18 protein-coding genes are annotated in these 14,942 nt (G+C 65.6%); 13 read left to right on the top strand and 5 right to left on the bottom strand.

Annotated elements, in window-relative coordinates; translation table 11 throughout:
* The first annotated feature begins 18 nt into the window (after positions 1 to 18).
* The 3 genes from ACTICP_RS04860 to ACTICP_RS04850 are packed head-to-tail and all read left to right on the top strand — an operon-like array spanning position 19 to position 3,113.
* Positions 19 to 2,400, top strand: a complete 2,382-nt coding sequence (locus tag ACTICP_RS04860; protein ID WP_441890065.1) for a phosphoketolase family protein — start codon at positions 19 to 21, stop codon at positions 2,398 to 2,400.
* A gap of 1 nt (position 2,401) precedes the next feature.
* Complete coding sequence (locus tag ACTICP_RS04855) at positions 2,402 to 2,764, top strand: hypothetical protein (RefSeq protein WP_441890063.1); 363 nt, start codon at positions 2,402 to 2,404, stop codon at positions 2,762 to 2,764.
* Between the two features lie 43 nt (positions 2,765 to 2,807).
* A complete protein-coding gene (locus ACTICP_RS04850) occupies positions 2,808 to 3,113 on the top strand; it encodes a DUF2188 domain-containing protein (protein ID WP_441890061.1) in 306 nt (101 codons plus the stop codon).
* 9 nt (positions 3,114 to 3,122) lie between these two features.
* On the opposite strand, the gene ACTICP_RS04845 is transcribed toward ACTICP_RS04850, so the two are convergent.
* Positions 3,123 to 3,434, bottom strand: a complete 312-nt coding sequence (locus ACTICP_RS04845; RefSeq protein WP_441890060.1) for a DUF7882 family protein — start codon at positions 3,432 to 3,434, stop codon at positions 3,123 to 3,125.
* A gap of 144 nt (positions 3,435 to 3,578) precedes the next feature.
* Between ACTICP_RS04845 and ACTICP_RS04840 the strand changes: the two genes are divergently transcribed.
* The 8 genes from ACTICP_RS04840 (at position 3,579) to ACTICP_RS04805 (ending at position 10,122) form a co-directional block, all read left to right on the top strand.
* On the top strand, positions 3,579 to 3,842 hold the full coding sequence (locus ACTICP_RS04840) for a hypothetical protein (protein WP_441890058.1): 264 nt from the start codon (positions 3,579 to 3,581) through the stop codon (positions 3,840 to 3,842).
* The gene (locus ACTICP_RS04835) at positions 3,835 to 4,980 is read left to right on the top strand and encodes a baeRF2 domain-containing protein (RefSeq protein ID WP_441890056.1); all 1,146 of its coding nucleotides are present in this window, start codon (positions 3,835 to 3,837) and stop codon (positions 4,978 to 4,980) included. The genes ACTICP_RS04840 and ACTICP_RS04835 overlap by 8 nt, the downstream gene beginning before the upstream one ends.
* Entirely contained in the window at positions 4,970 to 5,773 is an 804-nt protein-coding gene (locus ACTICP_RS04830) for an SDR family oxidoreductase (protein ID WP_441890054.1), read from the top strand. Before ACTICP_RS04835 ends, ACTICP_RS04830 begins: the two co-directional genes overlap by 11 nt.
* Before the next feature lie 30 nt (positions 5,774 to 5,803).
* Positions 5,804 to 6,883, top strand: coding sequence for an FUSC family protein (locus tag ACTICP_RS04825; protein WP_441890052.1), 1,080 nt, complete (start codon positions 5,804 to 5,806; stop codon positions 6,881 to 6,883).
* Positions 6,884 to 6,999: 116 nt separating this feature from the next.
* Positions 7,000 to 7,455, top strand: coding sequence for an SRPBCC family protein (locus ACTICP_RS04820; RefSeq protein ID WP_441890050.1), 456 nt, complete (start codon positions 7,000 to 7,002; stop codon positions 7,453 to 7,455).
* A gap of 44 nt (positions 7,456 to 7,499) precedes the next feature.
* Positions 7,500 to 7,811 (top strand): DUF7882 family protein, encoded by a 312-nt coding sequence (locus tag ACTICP_RS04815; protein ID WP_441890048.1) that lies wholly within the window; start codon positions 7,500 to 7,502, stop codon positions 7,809 to 7,811.
* A gap of 207 nt (positions 7,812 to 8,018) precedes the next feature.
* A complete protein-coding gene (locus ACTICP_RS04810; protein ID WP_441890047.1) occupies positions 8,019 to 9,323 on the top strand; it encodes an APC family permease in 1,305 nt (434 codons plus the stop codon).
* Positions 9,324 to 9,522: 199 nt separating this feature from the next.
* Positions 9,523 to 10,122, top strand: a complete 600-nt coding sequence (locus tag ACTICP_RS04805; RefSeq protein WP_441890045.1) for a flavodoxin family protein — start codon at positions 9,523 to 9,525, stop codon at positions 10,120 to 10,122.
* 5 nt (positions 10,123 to 10,127) lie between these two features.
* Here the strand turns inward: ACTICP_RS04805 and ACTICP_RS04800 are convergent, their stop codons facing one another.
* From ACTICP_RS04800 to ACTICP_RS04790, 3 genes are read right to left on the bottom strand one after another with little or no spacing between them, the layout of a single operon-like run.
* Positions 10,128 to 11,108 (bottom strand): cation transporter, encoded by a 981-nt coding sequence (locus ACTICP_RS04800; protein ID WP_441890043.1) that lies wholly within the window; start codon positions 11,106 to 11,108, stop codon positions 10,128 to 10,130.
* Positions 11,105 to 11,575: a hypothetical protein gene (locus ACTICP_RS04795; RefSeq protein WP_441890041.1), complete on the bottom strand. Its 471-nt coding sequence runs from the start codon at positions 11,573 to 11,575 to the stop codon at positions 11,105 to 11,107. Before ACTICP_RS04795 ends, ACTICP_RS04800 begins: the two co-directional genes overlap by 4 nt.
* 3 nt (positions 11,576 to 11,578) lie before the next feature.
* Positions 11,579 to 12,256 (bottom strand): DUF6766 family protein, encoded by a 678-nt coding sequence (locus ACTICP_RS04790; protein ID WP_441890039.1) that lies wholly within the window; start codon positions 12,254 to 12,256, stop codon positions 11,579 to 11,581.
* A 271-nt stretch (positions 12,257 to 12,527) separates the two neighbouring features.
* Here ACTICP_RS04790 and ACTICP_RS04785 point away from each other — a divergent pair, with 271 nt between their 5' ends.
* Positions 12,528 to 13,094 carry an NAD(P)H-dependent oxidoreductase gene (locus ACTICP_RS04785; protein WP_441890037.1) on the top strand — a complete coding sequence of 189 codons (567 nt, stop codon included), beginning with the start codon at positions 12,528 to 12,530 and terminating at the stop codon, positions 13,092 to 13,094.
* Between the two features lie 60 nt (positions 13,095 to 13,154).
* Positions 13,155 to 14,621, top strand: coding sequence for an alanine/glycine:cation symporter family protein (locus ACTICP_RS04780; protein ID WP_441890035.1), 1,467 nt, complete (start codon positions 13,155 to 13,157; stop codon positions 14,619 to 14,621).
* Positions 14,622 to 14,657: 36 nt separating this feature from the next.
* On the opposite strand, the gene ACTICP_RS04775 is transcribed toward ACTICP_RS04780, so the two are convergent.
* Complete coding sequence (locus ACTICP_RS04775; RefSeq protein WP_441890140.1) at positions 14,658 to 14,930, bottom strand: DUF7218 family protein; 273 nt, start codon at positions 14,928 to 14,930, stop codon at positions 14,658 to 14,660.
* Positions 14,931 to 14,942 lie beyond the last annotated feature (12 nt).

Genomic DNA, 14,942 nt, shown 5'->3' with positions numbered 1-14,942 from the left:
GTGCGTATCGAAGGGGTCATGGCTGTGAACCAGGAATCCCTCGACCGAATCGATCGCTGGTGGCGCGCGGCGAACTACCTGAGCGTCGGGCAGATCTACCTGCAGGATGACGCGATGCTCGAGCGCTCGCTCTCCGCCGCCGACGTCAAGCCGCGCCTGCTGGGCCATTTCGGTACCGTGCCCGGGCTGAACTTCGTCTACGCGCATCTGAACCGCGTCATCGTGGAACGTGATGAGCCCGTGCTGTTCATCGCCGGACCAGGACACGGCGGCCCCGCGATGAACGCGAATGCCTGGCTCGACGGCAGCTATTCGGAGCTCGACGCCGACGTGCCGCGAGACGCCGACGGCATGCGTCGGCTCTTCCAACAGTTCTCGTACCCCGGTGGTGTGCCCAGCCACACGGCACCCGAGACGCCCGGTTCCATCCAGGAGGGCGGAGAACTTGGCTACTCGCTTTCGCACGCGTTCGGCGCGGCGCTCGATGATCGCGAGCTCACCGTCGTCTGCGTCGTCGGCGACGGCGAAGCAGAAACGGGACCGCTGGCCACCTCCTGGCACGGCAACAGATTCCTCGACCCGCGCCGGGACGGCATGGTGCTGCCGATCCTGCACTTGAACGGCTGGAAGATCGCCAACCCGACAGTGCTCGCACGGATCCCGGAACGGGAGCTGGCGGCACTCATGACGGGGTACGGATACGATCCGATCTTCGTCACGATCGACGCGTCGGAGCCGCATACGGCAGCGCACGAGCAGTTCGCCGCGGCGCTCGATCGCGCGTTCGACGGTATCGCGGAGGTGCGTGCCGCCGCTGCCGACGGGGAGCGACGGGCGTGGCCGATGATCGTGCTGCGCTCTCCGAAGGGATGGAGCGGACCGGACGAAGTCGACGGCGAGCCGGTGGAAGGCACCTGGCGTTCCCACCAGGTTCCCCTCGGCGACGTGCGCGGCAATGAGGAACACCTGCGGATGCTGGAGGATTGGTTGCGCTCGTACCGACCGGCAGAGCTGTTCGACGCCGCCGGAACGCCGCGCGAGACGACGGCCGGATGGGGGCCGAGAGGCGTTCGGCGGATGAGTGCGATCCCGCAGGCGAACGGGGGAACGGTCCGCCGCGAGCTGGAGCTTCCCGGTCTCGAGGACCACGCCGTACCGGTCGACTCTCCCGGCGGATCGGATGCTGGGGCGACCGAGGTCCTCGGCGGCTGGTTCGCCGATGTGATCGGCCGCAATCCCGACACGTTCCGCATCTTCAGCCCGGACGAGCTTGAGTCGAACCGCCTGGCACCGGCCGTCTTCGACGCGACGGTGAAGCAGTGGGACGCCGCCGTCGAACCGGTCGATGAGCATCTCGCCCCCCACGGACGCGTCATGGAGGTGCTCAGCGAGCACCTGTGCCAGGGCCTGCTGGAGGGCTACACGCTCACCGGACGGCATGGCGTCTTCACCTCGTACGAGGCGTTCATCCACATCGTCGACTCCATGTTCAATCAGCACGCGAAGTGGCTCGAGGCGAGCGCGGGCGTCGCGTGGCGCGACCCGCTGCCCGCGTTCACTTATCTGCTGTCGAGCCATGTGTGGCAGCAGGACCACAACGGCTTCACCCATCAGGACCCGGGTTTCATCGATCATGTGCTGAACAAGAGCGTCGACATCGTGCGCGTGTTCTTGCCGTTCGATGCGAATACGCTGCTGGTCACGATGGCGCAGTGCCTCGACGCCACTGACCGCATCAACGTCGTCGTCGCCGGCAAGAAGCCCGCACCGCAGTGGCTGAACCTCGATCAGGCCCGCGAGCACGTGCTGCGAGGTGTCGGCGAGCTGCCCTGGGCAGGAAATTCGCGCGCAGCCGAGACGCCCGACGTCGTGCTCGCCGCCGCCGGCGACGTGCCCACGCAAGAGGTCATCGCCGCGGCGGAGCTGCTGCGCGACAGCATCCCGGATCTATCGGTCCGCGTCGTGAACGTCGTCGATCTCGCGACGCTGCAGCCGCCGGAACAGCATCCGGCAGGACTCGAGGATGCTGCCTTCGATGCGCTGTTCACGACCGATCGCCCCGTCGTGTTCGCCTATCACGGCTATCCGTCGCTGATCCACCGGCTCACATACAAGAGGAACGGGCATGAGAACCTGCACGTGCATGGTTACAGGGAGCGCGGCACGACCACGACCCGGTTCGACATGCTCATGCTCAACGACATCGACCGCTATCGACTGGCGATCGACGCCATCGACCGGGTACCCGGTCTCGTCGAGCGGGCTGCGGATGTCCGCGCCGAGTTCGTGACGGCCTGCGAGGATGCACGACGCTACACCCGTGAGCACGGCGTCGACATCCCCGCCGTCGCGGACTGGACCTTCGCGGGTGAACCGAAGAAAAAAGAGAAAGGAACCTGAAATGGCCATGAATCTGAACGAAGCAGCGCTTTCGCACGCGCGCGGACTGCTGCGCCGAGATGAGTTCACGGACGACGAGCGCGATGACTGGAGCGAGCACGCGCCGTCCACCGACCAGGAGAACGAGTTCATCGATGAGAACGGTCTCGCCGCGTTCGCGAAATGGCATCTTGGCGAGGACACCGAGATGGGAGAGGACACGAAGGGCCGCTACCACTTCCCCTACGGCGACTTCCGCAAGCTGCACCGATGCGCAGTGATCTCCGGGGAGAGCCGCGCGGGGCAGTACAAGCACGAGTCCGTCGAGAATGCTCTCAAGGAACTCCTCGACGGTATCGACACCAAGACGGAACGCGACAAGTGACCATCATGCCGCCTATCGTGTCCGAGAAAGGCTAGGTGGGGTCTTGTCTCATCTGGATGTTGTCACCAGGAACAAACAGGGCCAGTGGGTCAACGAGGTCGAAGGGGCGAACGAGCTCTCGCTGAGTTTCGCAAGCCGCGAGGAGGCCGTCTCCGCGGGGCTCGACTTCGCGCGACAGCACAGGTCTCGGCACATCGTCGAAGAGTCGGAGCCGACGGGCGTGAGCACAGACGGCGGCGGCCCGGAGGACGGCGTGGCTGTCGTCGGTGAGCGACCTCGACGATCGGACGGCCTGCCCGAGACGACCGATGAGGACGGGATGCCGCTGGACAACCCGTCCGGAGGATAGGTCGAGAGACTACTCGTCCGATTCGATCATCTCGTCGACGAGGAGGATGCCACCCGTCGAGCTCACAGAGTTCATCAGCGCCTCGATCCAGTGGCCGTTGAGTGCGGGGGGCTCTGGATCGTCGAACACGAACCGCAGCGGGATCGATGGGTGCAGCCAGATCGTCGAGCGGCCACCGGGCTCACCTTCAGGATGCTCCCACGACAACGTGAAGCTCTCGTGGCGGCGGAGCCGGGTCGCGATGACGACCTTCAGATGCGCGAGAGCCCGATCCTCGATATTGATCGGGTTTGCGGAACTGTCGTAGAAGAGAGTGCCCATTACTGAACCGTAGACCCCTCGACCTGCAATGTCAGATGCAGCCGGATCATCTCACCGGGTAGCCCGGCGATGTCAACCCCCGATGATGAATCGGTCCGGGGGATGAGACTGCTCCTACGAGTGACGAGCGAGGAGGAGACGATCATGTCCGAATCTCAGCGAGGAAACACCAAGCACGGTCCGCAGCTGGACGAGCAGATGGAGCAGGAGACGCGGGGGATGGTGCAGGGGCATGGTAGCCCGCACGCGGAACCCTTCCGCGAGACCGAGCCGCTGCCCGATGACACCGACGACCGGTCGACGCAAGACGCTTTCCGCAACGAGGAGAGCAGTGAGCATGCCACGGACGCGGATGAGGACGCCGCAGGGGCCGTGGCTGTCGATGAAGAGGGACGCGACGATGAGTGACCCCCGTCTGGTGAAACTGCTCGGTCGCCCCGGACCATGGACCAGTGCGTATGTCGACGGCCCGAGCGTGCTTCCGCAGGTCGAAGAGGAGGCGCTTCGCCGCTCTGTGCGCGAACGACTGGAAGGAGCCGGCGCGCCGGCTGACGACGCCGCAGCCGTCGAGTCGACGCTCGCCGCGCGCAACGGTCTGCCGAGTCCATCGGCCCGAGTCGTGCTGGTCTCTGCCGGTCGCGTTGAACTCGATCAGGGTTTCGTCGGAGCACGGATCGGTCCTGAGCGGCTCGACCACGCAGCCGTGCCGAGGCTGCTTCCGCTGCTGCACCATCTCGGCGCAGCGACGCGCTACCTCGTCGTGGAGACGAGCCGTGACGGCGCGGACATCCATCTGGAGACGTCTGGACGCGGACGCAGCGATGCGGATGCTGAGATCGAGGGCGACACGGACGGGATCACGAAGGTGCAGGCCGGCGGATGGTCGCACGCCGCCTATCAGCGGTACGCCGAGAACACCTGGAAGAAGAATCAGGACGAAGTCGCCGCCGCCGTCAGCGATCTCATCCGGCAGGAGCATCCGGCGTTCGTCGCACTCTCCGGCGACGTGCGCGCGCGACAGCTGCTGGCCGACGCCCTGACCGACACGGAACGCGAACTCATCGTTGACGTCGACGCGCACACGCGTGCAGACGGCGCGGACTCGACGGAGCTCGACGCGGCGATCGCTCGGGCCATAGCCGAGCGGGATCGCTCGATCATCGGCGAACTGCACGATCGCGCCGCGGCCGACAGCGGCAGCGGCGGTGCGGAGGGCATCGCCGAGGTCACCGCGGCTCTGCAGCAGGCACGGGTGGAGACGCTCCTGCTCGATGGCCGGATGCTCGACGACGAGCGCACGCTCCTCGCACTCGATGCGGCGCCGTGGGTCGCCGCTGCCGAGTCGGAGAGCCTGGGCGCCGGGGTTCTCGCCACGGTGCCGGCGGCCGAGGCGCTGGCACGGGCCGCCGTGCTCACCGACGCGCAGGTGCTGATCGAGGACGATGAGCCCACCGCTGACGATGCCCCCAGGGAGGACCGCCCCGTTCGGGATCCGGTAGCCGTGCTGCGCTGGGCCGACGACACCGGGGCGCGCGATGAGAGCTGATCACCAGAGCGCCCGGGCGATCGTGACGGGGTCGGACTCGGGCATCGGCCGTGCGACCGCGGTCGCCCTCGCCGCGGCGGGTCATGACGTCGCCGTCACCTGGCACACCGATAGAGACGGCGCCGAGGAGACCGCCGCCGAGGTGCGCAGTCACGGCTCGAGAGCGGTCGTCACGCACCTTGATGTGACCGACATTCCGGCCTGCGGCGACGTCATCGATGCGATGATCGATGAGCTCGGCGGCCTCGACGTCTTCGTCAACAACGCCGGCATCGGCACGCACACGCCGTTCCTCGAGATGTCGCTCGAGGAATGGAACCGCGTCTTCGACACTGACCTCACGGGTGCCTTCGTGTGCCTGCAGCGCGCTGCGCGCGCGATGGTCGCCGCAGGCACCCGTGGTCGGCTGATCGCGGTGACGAGCGTGCATGCGCATCAGCCGATGGTCGGATCGAGTGCCTACGACGCCGCCAAGCACGGTCTCGACGGACTCATGAAGAACCTCGCTCTCGAACTCGGGTCACTAGGGATCAGTGCGGTCAGCGTTGCTCCTGGCGCGATCGCGACGACGATGTCGGGTCAGACGGACGTCGACCCGAGGCAGGTGGATCGCCCGGGCATCCCGCTCGGACGCCCGGGAGACGCCCGCGAAGTCGCCGCACTCATCGCCTTCCTGGCCTCACCGGAGGCCGCGTACATCTCCGGCACCTCCGTGGTCATCGACGGCGGCATGCTGCAGATGGGCCCGCAGGCCGGAAACGCCATCACGGCGCACGACTGGCGAACAGTCTGAGCCGAGACGGCAACAGGACAGCAGAACCGAATGCCGCCCGCTGAGATCCGTGACCGGTTCGCATCTCTGAAAGACGCGGTTCGCACACCACGTCTGCTGCTCGCAGCCAAGACGGCTCTCGCGGTCGGGATTGCGTGGGCGCTCGCCCCGCACATGCCCGGTGTGACGGATGACTACCCGTACTACGCGCCGCTCGGCGCGCTGCTGAGCGTGTATCCGACCCTGATGCAGTCCGCCAAGTCGGGACTTCAGACCCTGCTCGGCCTGATCGTGGGCATCGCGCTCGCGCTCGCGGTCGTCGTGACCTTCGGACCGAACTGGTGGACCATTCCGTTGGTCGTCGGGGTCGGCGTGCTGCTGTCGGGTACGGGCTGGTTCGGTGCTGGACGGGAATGGGTGCCGATCGCGGCGCTGTTCGTGCTGATCATCGGCGGCCAGGAATCCGACGAGTATTCGCTGGGTTATCTCGCCCAGATGGCCGTCGGAGTGGCGGTGGGTCTCGCCATCAACCTGCTCATCGCCCCTCGCGTGCTCACCGGCGTCGCCGCGGCTCGCGTGGATGCGTTTCACGCACGGCTCGCCGGTCACCTGCATGAGATCGGCAAGGCAGTGTCCGACTCGTGGCCACCAGAGCGTGATGGCTGGGTACGCGATGCCGCGGCCCTGGCTGATACCTCGCGGGAGGTGCGGCAGGTGCTGGACGAGGCCGACACGAGTCGCAAGGGGAATCCGAGAGCCGCATGGGGCCGGCACGGCACCGCAGGAGTCCATGAGCGGCTGACGGCACTCGAGTCGATCGCAGTGCGCATCCGCGACATCTCTTCGGCACTCGCCGACTCCATCTGGGAACGGCCGGGCGGACTGGGCCTGGACCCCGCTCTGACCGAACCGCTGAGCGAGGCGTGTCACCGGGTTGCAGACTGCATCGAGCGGGATCAAGGGGACGGTGCAGATGCGCATCGGTCGCGCGAGAGCGCGGCCAAGGCGGTTCGCGTCCTCCTCGAGAGGGTGGATCGCGCGGCCGTCGAATCGGGGCAGGCGACCGGCCCGGCCGTCCTCATCTGCATGCACCTGCGGCGGATCCTCCTGCTGCTGCGAGCGCAGGAATGAACGAGTCGGACGACGGCTCGCACGATGGCGCATTTGGCCTGTGACGTCAAGCCCCTCACGCACAGCGGGTCGCTGATGCTGAATGGACGGACCAACCGATCAGTGAGGAGAATCTCATGGCGCAGATCATCGACACCATTGACGTGGACGTCCCCGTCAGCGTGGCTTACAACCAGTGGACCCAGTTCGAGAGTTTTCCGGAGTTCCTCGACGAAGTCGTGTCGCTGACCCAGGTGTCCGACACGCTCACCCGGTGGAAGGTGAATGTCGGGGGAGTTGAGCGGGAGTTCGATGCGGAGATCTCCGAACAGCATCCGGACGAGCGCGTCGCCTGGACGAGCGTCGGAGGCGAGGCGGTGCACGCGGGAGCGGTGACATTCCACAAGCTCACCGACACCTCGACGCGCGTGACGGTCCAGCTCGACTGGGATCCGGACGGGCTTCTGGAGAGCCTCGGCGCCGCGGTCGGAGCGGGTTCCCACGGCGTCAAGAAGGACCTCGAGAACTTCAAGGAGTTCATCGAGAGCCGTGGATCCGAGACCGGTGCGTGGCGGGGTGATGTCGACGTCTGACGACGATGTCCGCGGCAGCCTCTGCCATGCGCTACGGTCAGCGTATGGGCTGGATTCAGTACGGCGGGTCAGAGGACACGATCCACATCGAGGATCGTGCACTCGCGCACCTCAAGGTCGTCATCGCGATGAAGCTCCGTCGTCAGGAGTCGTTCACGCTCTCCTGGCGGCATGCCGACGGCGATGCCGTCGGCCGCTCCACGATCTGGCTCCACCCGTCGATTCCGCTGCGGTTCGTGTTCGATGACGCCGAGGCCGCCGAGCTGAACCCGCGATGGATCGAAGATCTCATGCACACCGCCAACTCGACCGGTGGCATCTCGCTGATCGATGAGGTGCTCGAGCCTCAGAACTGACCCGAGGCGGGCCGCGACCGCGATGTCAAGGGGCATCGTGCTGCGGCGGCGAAGCGCGAGAGTGTGGCGATGACCCCGCGGCGACGGTGACTTCCTCCGTGAACTCGCCGACGTGCGAATGCCGGCGGCGGACGACAACCAGGCGCAGTGAACGATGCGCTTGTCAAGGGGCGTGAGAGCATCGCGACGGCGCTTTAGTTTTGGCCGATGACGAAAGAGACCGAAACGCCGTCTCGGCTCCGCCGGGCGATCACCGGTCCGATGCTCTTCGCCTTCATTCTCGGCGACGTTCTCGGCGCCGGAGTCTATGCCCTCATGGGAGTGCTCTCCGAACACGTGGGCGGGATGCTGTGGGCGCCGCTGCTGCTCGCATTGCTGCTCGCACTGCTGACAGCCGGGTCCTACGCTGAACTCGTCACGAAGTATCCGCGGGCCGGAGGTGCGGCAGTATTCGCCGAGCGGGCGTTCCGCAGTCGCATCGTTTCGTTCCTGGTCGGCTTCTGCATGCTCGCCGCCGGAGTCGTGAGCGCAGCAGGTCTCGCGATCGCATTCGCAGGGGATTACCTTCAGACGTTTCTTCCCGTTCCTCCGATCCCTGCCGCCATGGTGTTCCTCGCTATCGTCGCGGCGCTCAACGCGCGCGGCATTCGCGAATCGATGGGCGCGAACCTCGTGATGACGGCGATAGAGCTGAGCGGGCTCGTCACCGTCATCGTCGTCGTCGCGTTCTTCGTGACCGGTGGCGGAGGCGATCTGTCCAGGGTCGTCGAGACTCCGGAAGGCACAGGAGTGGGATTCGCGGTGCTGGGCGGTGCGATCGTCGCCTACTACTCGTTCGTCGGATTCGAGACTTCGGCGAACGTGATCGAAGAGGTCAGGGAACCGTCGAAGACCTACCCGAAGGCGCTGTTCGCGGCGCTCATCACCGCGGGTGCCGTCTACGTGCTCGTGGGTCTGGCGAGCGCCGTGGCGCTGCCCGCCGAAGACCTCCAGCAGTCCAGCGGACCGCTCCTCGCCGTCGTGGAGGCGACCGGTGTCGGAGTGCCATCGTGGCTGTTCAGCCTGATCGCGCTGATCGCCGTCGCCAATGGGGCGCTGCTTACCATGATCATGGCGAGCCGACTCGCCTATGGCATGGCAGAACAGGGCCTTCTGCCAGATGTGCTCGGCCGGGTGCTCCGACGCCGGAAGACTCCGTGGGCGGCGATCCTGGCGACGACCGTCGTCGCGATGCTGTTGACGCTGATCGGCGATCTTGCAACGCTCGCCGAGACGGTGGTGCTTCTGCTGCTGTTCGTCTTCCTCAGTGCCAACGTCTCCGTTCTCGTGCTGCGCCGCGACCGCGTCGAGCACGACCATTTCCGTGTCTGGACGTTCGTGCCGGTGCTCGGCATCGCCTCGTGCATTCTGCTGCTGACGCAGCAGCGCGGCATCGTGTGGCTGTTCGGCGCCGGCCTTCTCGTCGTCGGGCTCGGGCTCTTCGCACTCGCGCAGTGGGCGCGACGACACTGACCTCCGGCATCGCCGCTCTATACCCTCGGAGTGGGCCGGTCAACCCACTCCGACAGGACTCTCGGCGGCGTTAGCGTGAGCGCACCAGACGAAAGGAAGCGACCATGGCCAACCCGAATATGGCGTCGATGCCACTGCCCGATGACGACGAGCCGGGCATGGGAACACGGCGTCCGGACGAGCGCGGCGGTGATTCCGCATGAGGGCGCTCATCGTGACCTGCACGCTGAAACCGTCACCGGCAGAGTCCAGTTCCGAGGTGCTGGGTGCCCAGATGTCGGCGTTCCTCACCGAGCAGGGCGTCGCGTGCGAGAGCATCCGGGCGGTTGATCATGTGATCCTGCCCGGCGTGCAGAAGGACATGGGAGAGGGCGACGAGTGGCCGGCGCTGCGGGAGAGGGTGCTGAGTGCCGACATCCTCGTGTTCATCACTCCGACGTGGCTCGGGCAACACTCCAGCGTCGCACAGCGGGTGCTCGAGCGCCTCGACGCCGAGCTGAGCGAGACGGATGCTGAGGGGCGTCCGATCCTGTTCGACAAGGTCGCCGTCGCTGGCGTGCTGGGCAACGAGGACGGCGCCCATCACATCACCGCCATCCTCTTCCAAGCGTTGAACGATATGGGCTTCACCGTTCCCGCACAGGGATCGGTGTACTGGAACGGCGAGGCGATGCACACCACCGACTACAAGGACCTCGAGGAGACGCCGAAGAAGGTCACCGCATCGATCACCACCGCGCTGACAAACGCGATCCATCTGGCACGGGCGCTCAGCGCATCGCGGTACCCGGCGCCGTAGCATCCTCAGTCCGGCTCTGCCGCGTCGGCCTCCTCGGGTAGAACGCTGCAGATGATGACGACGACGTCCTGAACCTTCCAGTCCAACTCGGCGATGCTCTCAGAGATGTCGTCGATCCGGGCGACGGGCACCCGGCGCCGGCGCGGCACGATGAATGCCTCGACGTGGAACACCTGGCCCTGGTCGCGCATGCGCACGGCCGCATCGCTGACCCATCGCTGCGCCCGCAGATGTTCGACGATCTCGCGCCCCAGCGGGTGCGGATACTTGTCGTCGTAGGTGCGGGCGCGCTGATCCATCAGATCGACGACAGCACCTCTGGTGTTGCGCACGCCGTCCCAGATGATGCCGAGCGAGATGAACAGCGCCGCCACGCCGTCGAGCCACCACAGTCCGATTCCGACGCCCAGAACGCCGACGATCGAGGCGGCATTGGTCTGCCAATCGGCCTTCGCCATGTCGGAATCGGCGTAGAGGATCTTGTTGTGCAGCACCGGTGCGAGCTTCGCCTTCGCGCGACCATAGATTAGAGGGCCGATCACGACGACCACCATGACGAGGATCATCAGCCAGCCCAGCCAGATGGTGTGCCCGAAGAGATCGACCGTGCCGATCGTGGGGTGCTCCGTCGCGATCAACCCGGAGACGGCTTCGTAGGCAAGGCTCGAACCCACAGCGAAAAGCGCCACTCCAGCCACGACATGCCCGACGCCCATGGCGCGATGCATACCGTAGGGATGCCGCACCGTCGGTCGCCGTCGCACGAAGATCAGAGAGATGAGGAACGCGACCTGAGGAATCAGCGAGAGCATGTCCTCGATCCACGCGGTTCGCATCGCCTGAGAGTTCCCGACGACGAACGCGACCAGGAAGATCGTGACGGTGGTGTACGCGATCGTGGCGTACTCCCACCGCACCGCCTTCTGCAGTGCTCGGTGCTGCTCGGCCGGCAGATCGGTGCGACCGAACTGGTGGTACGCCTTCATGACCCGACCTCTGTGTCGAGGAACGTCTCCAGCTCCGCCAGGAACGCATTCTCACCGAGCGGCACGAACATCACGATGGCGCGATCGTCTGCACCGTCGATGCCGGTGTAGCCGCGCGTGACGCCCACGCGGTCGACCCACGGCGTCTGGTCGGTGAGACCGCCGACGATGAGATCCAAGTCGCCCGCCTCCACCTCGGCGACCAGCGTCTCCTCACTGCCGGACGACCACTCGACATCCGCATCGATCGATTCGGCGAACGCACCGACGAGATCGATGAGGGGTCCGGAGGCGGAGCCCGCCGAGACCTCGGCGAGTCCCTCATCAGCGGAGACGCCCACTCGAAGCTCGCCGCCGGAGACGTCGTGCAACGTGCCGTCGGGATCGGTGGGAACCGAGACGCCGCATCCTGCCAGCGCCGCCGTCATGATCAATGCCACCAGAACGCCCCGTACTCGATTCGACATCGCTCACTCCGATCCCACGCTGCTGATGTGATGCGGCATGCCGACGGGCTTCGACTCGCTGGATCCCCGCTGGCGCAGGTAGATGGAGAAGGCGACCATCGCTCCGACGGCAAGGAACTCGGACTGCCAGTTCTGCAGCGTTCGATTCCAGAACTCGGCGGAGACCACGTAGTCGATCCAGGTCTCCGCGGGTAGCCCGTGCTGCAGATTCTGCTCGTTGGCCACAATATGTCCGGCCAGCGACGGTGCGAACCAGGAGAATAGGAAGACGGCCCCCATCATCAGCAGAAGCGAGTTCGAGTAGATCCACCGGCGCCACCCCCGCGCTTTCGCCCAGCGCGGCGAGTCCGCTCGCACGTGGGCGCCCACTCGTTGCTCTTCATCACTGCCGACGCCCTCATCTCCGTACTTCTTCGACTCGGGCGATCCGCGCTGGATGAGCCAGACCGTCGCGAGGATGAACAGGAAGAACTGCAGGAACTCGGACTGCCAGTTCTCCGCCACGTCGACGAGGAATTCGGACGACGTCACGAATTCGAGGTACGTCACGGCCGGCTGACCGTGCTGCATGAGCTCTTCGTTGTTGTACGCGTGACCGGCGACGGATTGGCCGACCAGCGCGAGCACGAAGATGATCAGAAACGCGAGGCTGAGACTGCTGGTCCGCAGGAAGTGCCGCATGCCGCTCACCGCCCCGTCAGCGGCAACACGATCATCAACGCCAGCCCGATGACGATGATCACCGTCCACGACCAGAACGCTGTGCGCATGGCGCTTCTGGTCTCGCCGTCGCCTGTCATATCTGCTCCTCTCGCTGCTGCAGACGATCCTGTCGCACCGGGCGACGCGAGGATGCACCCTTGACAATCGCGGTCGCCCGAGTCAAGGGGGTGTCGTGCAGGACGCGCACAGCGCACACTGATGTCCTCTGTTCTGACCACGAGGAGGAGCCATGTCATATCAAGTCGGCTATTTCGTCGGAAGCCTGTCGTCGACCTCGATCAACCGGGTCCTGTCGAAGGCGCTGATCCGCGTCGCACCCAATGACCTCGAGTTCACCGAGATCCCTATCCGTGATTTGCCGTTGTACAGCCAGGATTACGACGACGACTATCCGGCGGAGGGCCGGTCGCTGAAAGATTCGATCAGCGCCAGCGACGCGATCCTCTTCGTCACGCCCGAGTACAACAGGTCGATTCCCGGCGGGCTGAAGAATGCGATCGACTGGGCGTCACGTCCCTGGGGGCAGAACTCCTTCGACCACATGCCGACGGCTGTGATCGGAGCATCCATCGGCGTCATCGGCACCGCCATCGCGCAGCAGAGCCTGCGCGCGGTGCTCGCCTTCAGCAACACCCGTCACATGACCGCGCCCGAGGCGTACATCCACTTCACGGATGAGGTATTCCACGACGACGGCACCATCGCCGATTCGGACACCGAAGATCTCCTGCGCTCGTATATGGCGGAGTTCCGCGACCATGTCCAGCGCGTGCTGACGGTGTTGCCGCGGAGGTGAGCGGAGCCGGTTCGCCCGGTTCTCTGGACGTGACCGGCGCCGTCGGACATACTGACGCGCATGGATGCCATCAATGAATTCGTGCTGTCGGGCGGCGACCTCCTCTGGACCTGGATCGTTCTGCCGGTCCTGGTCCTGCTCGGCCTGTACTTCACGATCCGCTCGGGAGTGGTGCAGTTCCGGCTCATCCCCGAGATGTTCCGCACGCTCACCAACAGAACTCCGCGTGACGAGAACGGTGAACCGCAGTCGGTCTCGGCATTCCAGGCGTTCACGATCTCCGCGGCATCCAGGGTCGGAGTCGGGAACATCGCCGGCGTCGGGACGGCGATCGCCATCGGCGGCCCCGGTGCGGTCTTCTGGATGTGGACCATGGCCTTCGTCGGCGGCGCGTCGAGCTTCATCGAGTCGACCCTCGGTCAGCTGTACAAGGTGCGCGACAAGGACGGCTTCCGCGGCGGACCCGCGTACTACATGCAGCACGGTCTCAAGGCGCGCTGGATGGGCATCGTCTTCGCTGTCATCCTCATCGTCTGCTTCCCGTTCGCATTCAGCTCGCTGCAGGCCAACACGATCAGCGCGACCATCTCGTCGAGCTTCGGCGGCGAAGTGGGGTGGATCCCGTGGGTGGTCGGCATCGTACTCGCGATCCTCACGGCGCTGGTGGTGTTCGGCGGGCTTCGCCGCATCGCGAGCGTGACCCAGGCCGTGGTGCCGGCGATGGCCCTCGGCTACTTGCTGCTCGGACTGGTCATCGTCGGGATGAACATCGACGCACTTCCCGGCGTTTTCGCCTCCATCTACACGCAGGCCTTCGGATTCAACGAGGTCGTCGGAGCGACGATCGGCGTCATCATCATGAACGGCGTCAAGCGCGGCATGTTCTCGAATGAGGCCGGTCTCGGCTCCGCACCGAACGCGGGCGCAAGTGCCGCCGTCACCCATCCGGTCAAGCAGGGGCTCGTGCAGACCCTCGGCGTCTACTTCGACACGTTCCTGGTCTGCTCGATCACCGCCTTCATCATCCTCGTCTCCACGCCCGACCTGGCGAATGCGACACAGGGGATCGGGTTGACGCAGAATGCGATCGTCTCGAACCTGGGGGAGTGGTCGAACGTGCTTCTGAGCATCATCATCTTCCTGCTGGCGTTCAGCTCGATCCTCGGCAACTACTATTACGGCCAGTCGAACATCGAGTTCATCACCACGAACCGCACGGTGCTGCAGAGTTACCGCACGCTCGTCGTCGTGATCATCCTCGTCGGCTCGGTCGCGTCCGCCGACCTCATCTGGAACACCGCCGACGGCATCATGGGCATCATGGCGCTCGTGAACCTCATCGCCATCGGCCTGCTCTCCGGCGTCGCGTTCAAACTGCTGCGCGACTACATGCAACAACGTCGAGAGGGCAAGGATCCGGTCTTCACCCGGGACCGGTTGCCCGAGGTCACCGGCATCCAGAGCTGGCTCGACGAACTCAGCGTCACCGGTCCGTTGCCGGTAGTGGGGCAGAAGACCCGGAAGTGATGGCCGCGGCCCACCGGACGGCTTTCAGTGGTTGCCTCAGTGATTGCGGAGCATCGAGATCAGTTCCTTCTTGCGCTTGCCGGAGTAGCCGATGATGTCGAGCTCCTTGGCACGCTTGCGCAGTTCGTCGACCGTCCAGTCCTCGTAGTCGCCCGACTCGCCGCCGCGGCGGCCGACCTCGGAGCGTCCCTTCTTCGTGCCGCCGGTGGCATTCGAGATGCGGGCGGCCTTCTCCTTGGATGCGCCGTCATCGCGCAGCTCTTCGTAGAGTTCGGGATCCTTCAATCGTGAGTTCGCGCCACGGGGCATGATCTTCTCCTT

The sequence above is a fragment of the Microbacterium sp. genome (assembly GCF_052102115.1).
Taxonomy (GTDB): domain Bacteria; phylum Actinomycetota; class Actinomycetes; order Actinomycetales; family Microbacteriaceae; genus Microbacterium.
This window is presented reverse-complemented; position numbering and strand designations above follow the sequence as displayed.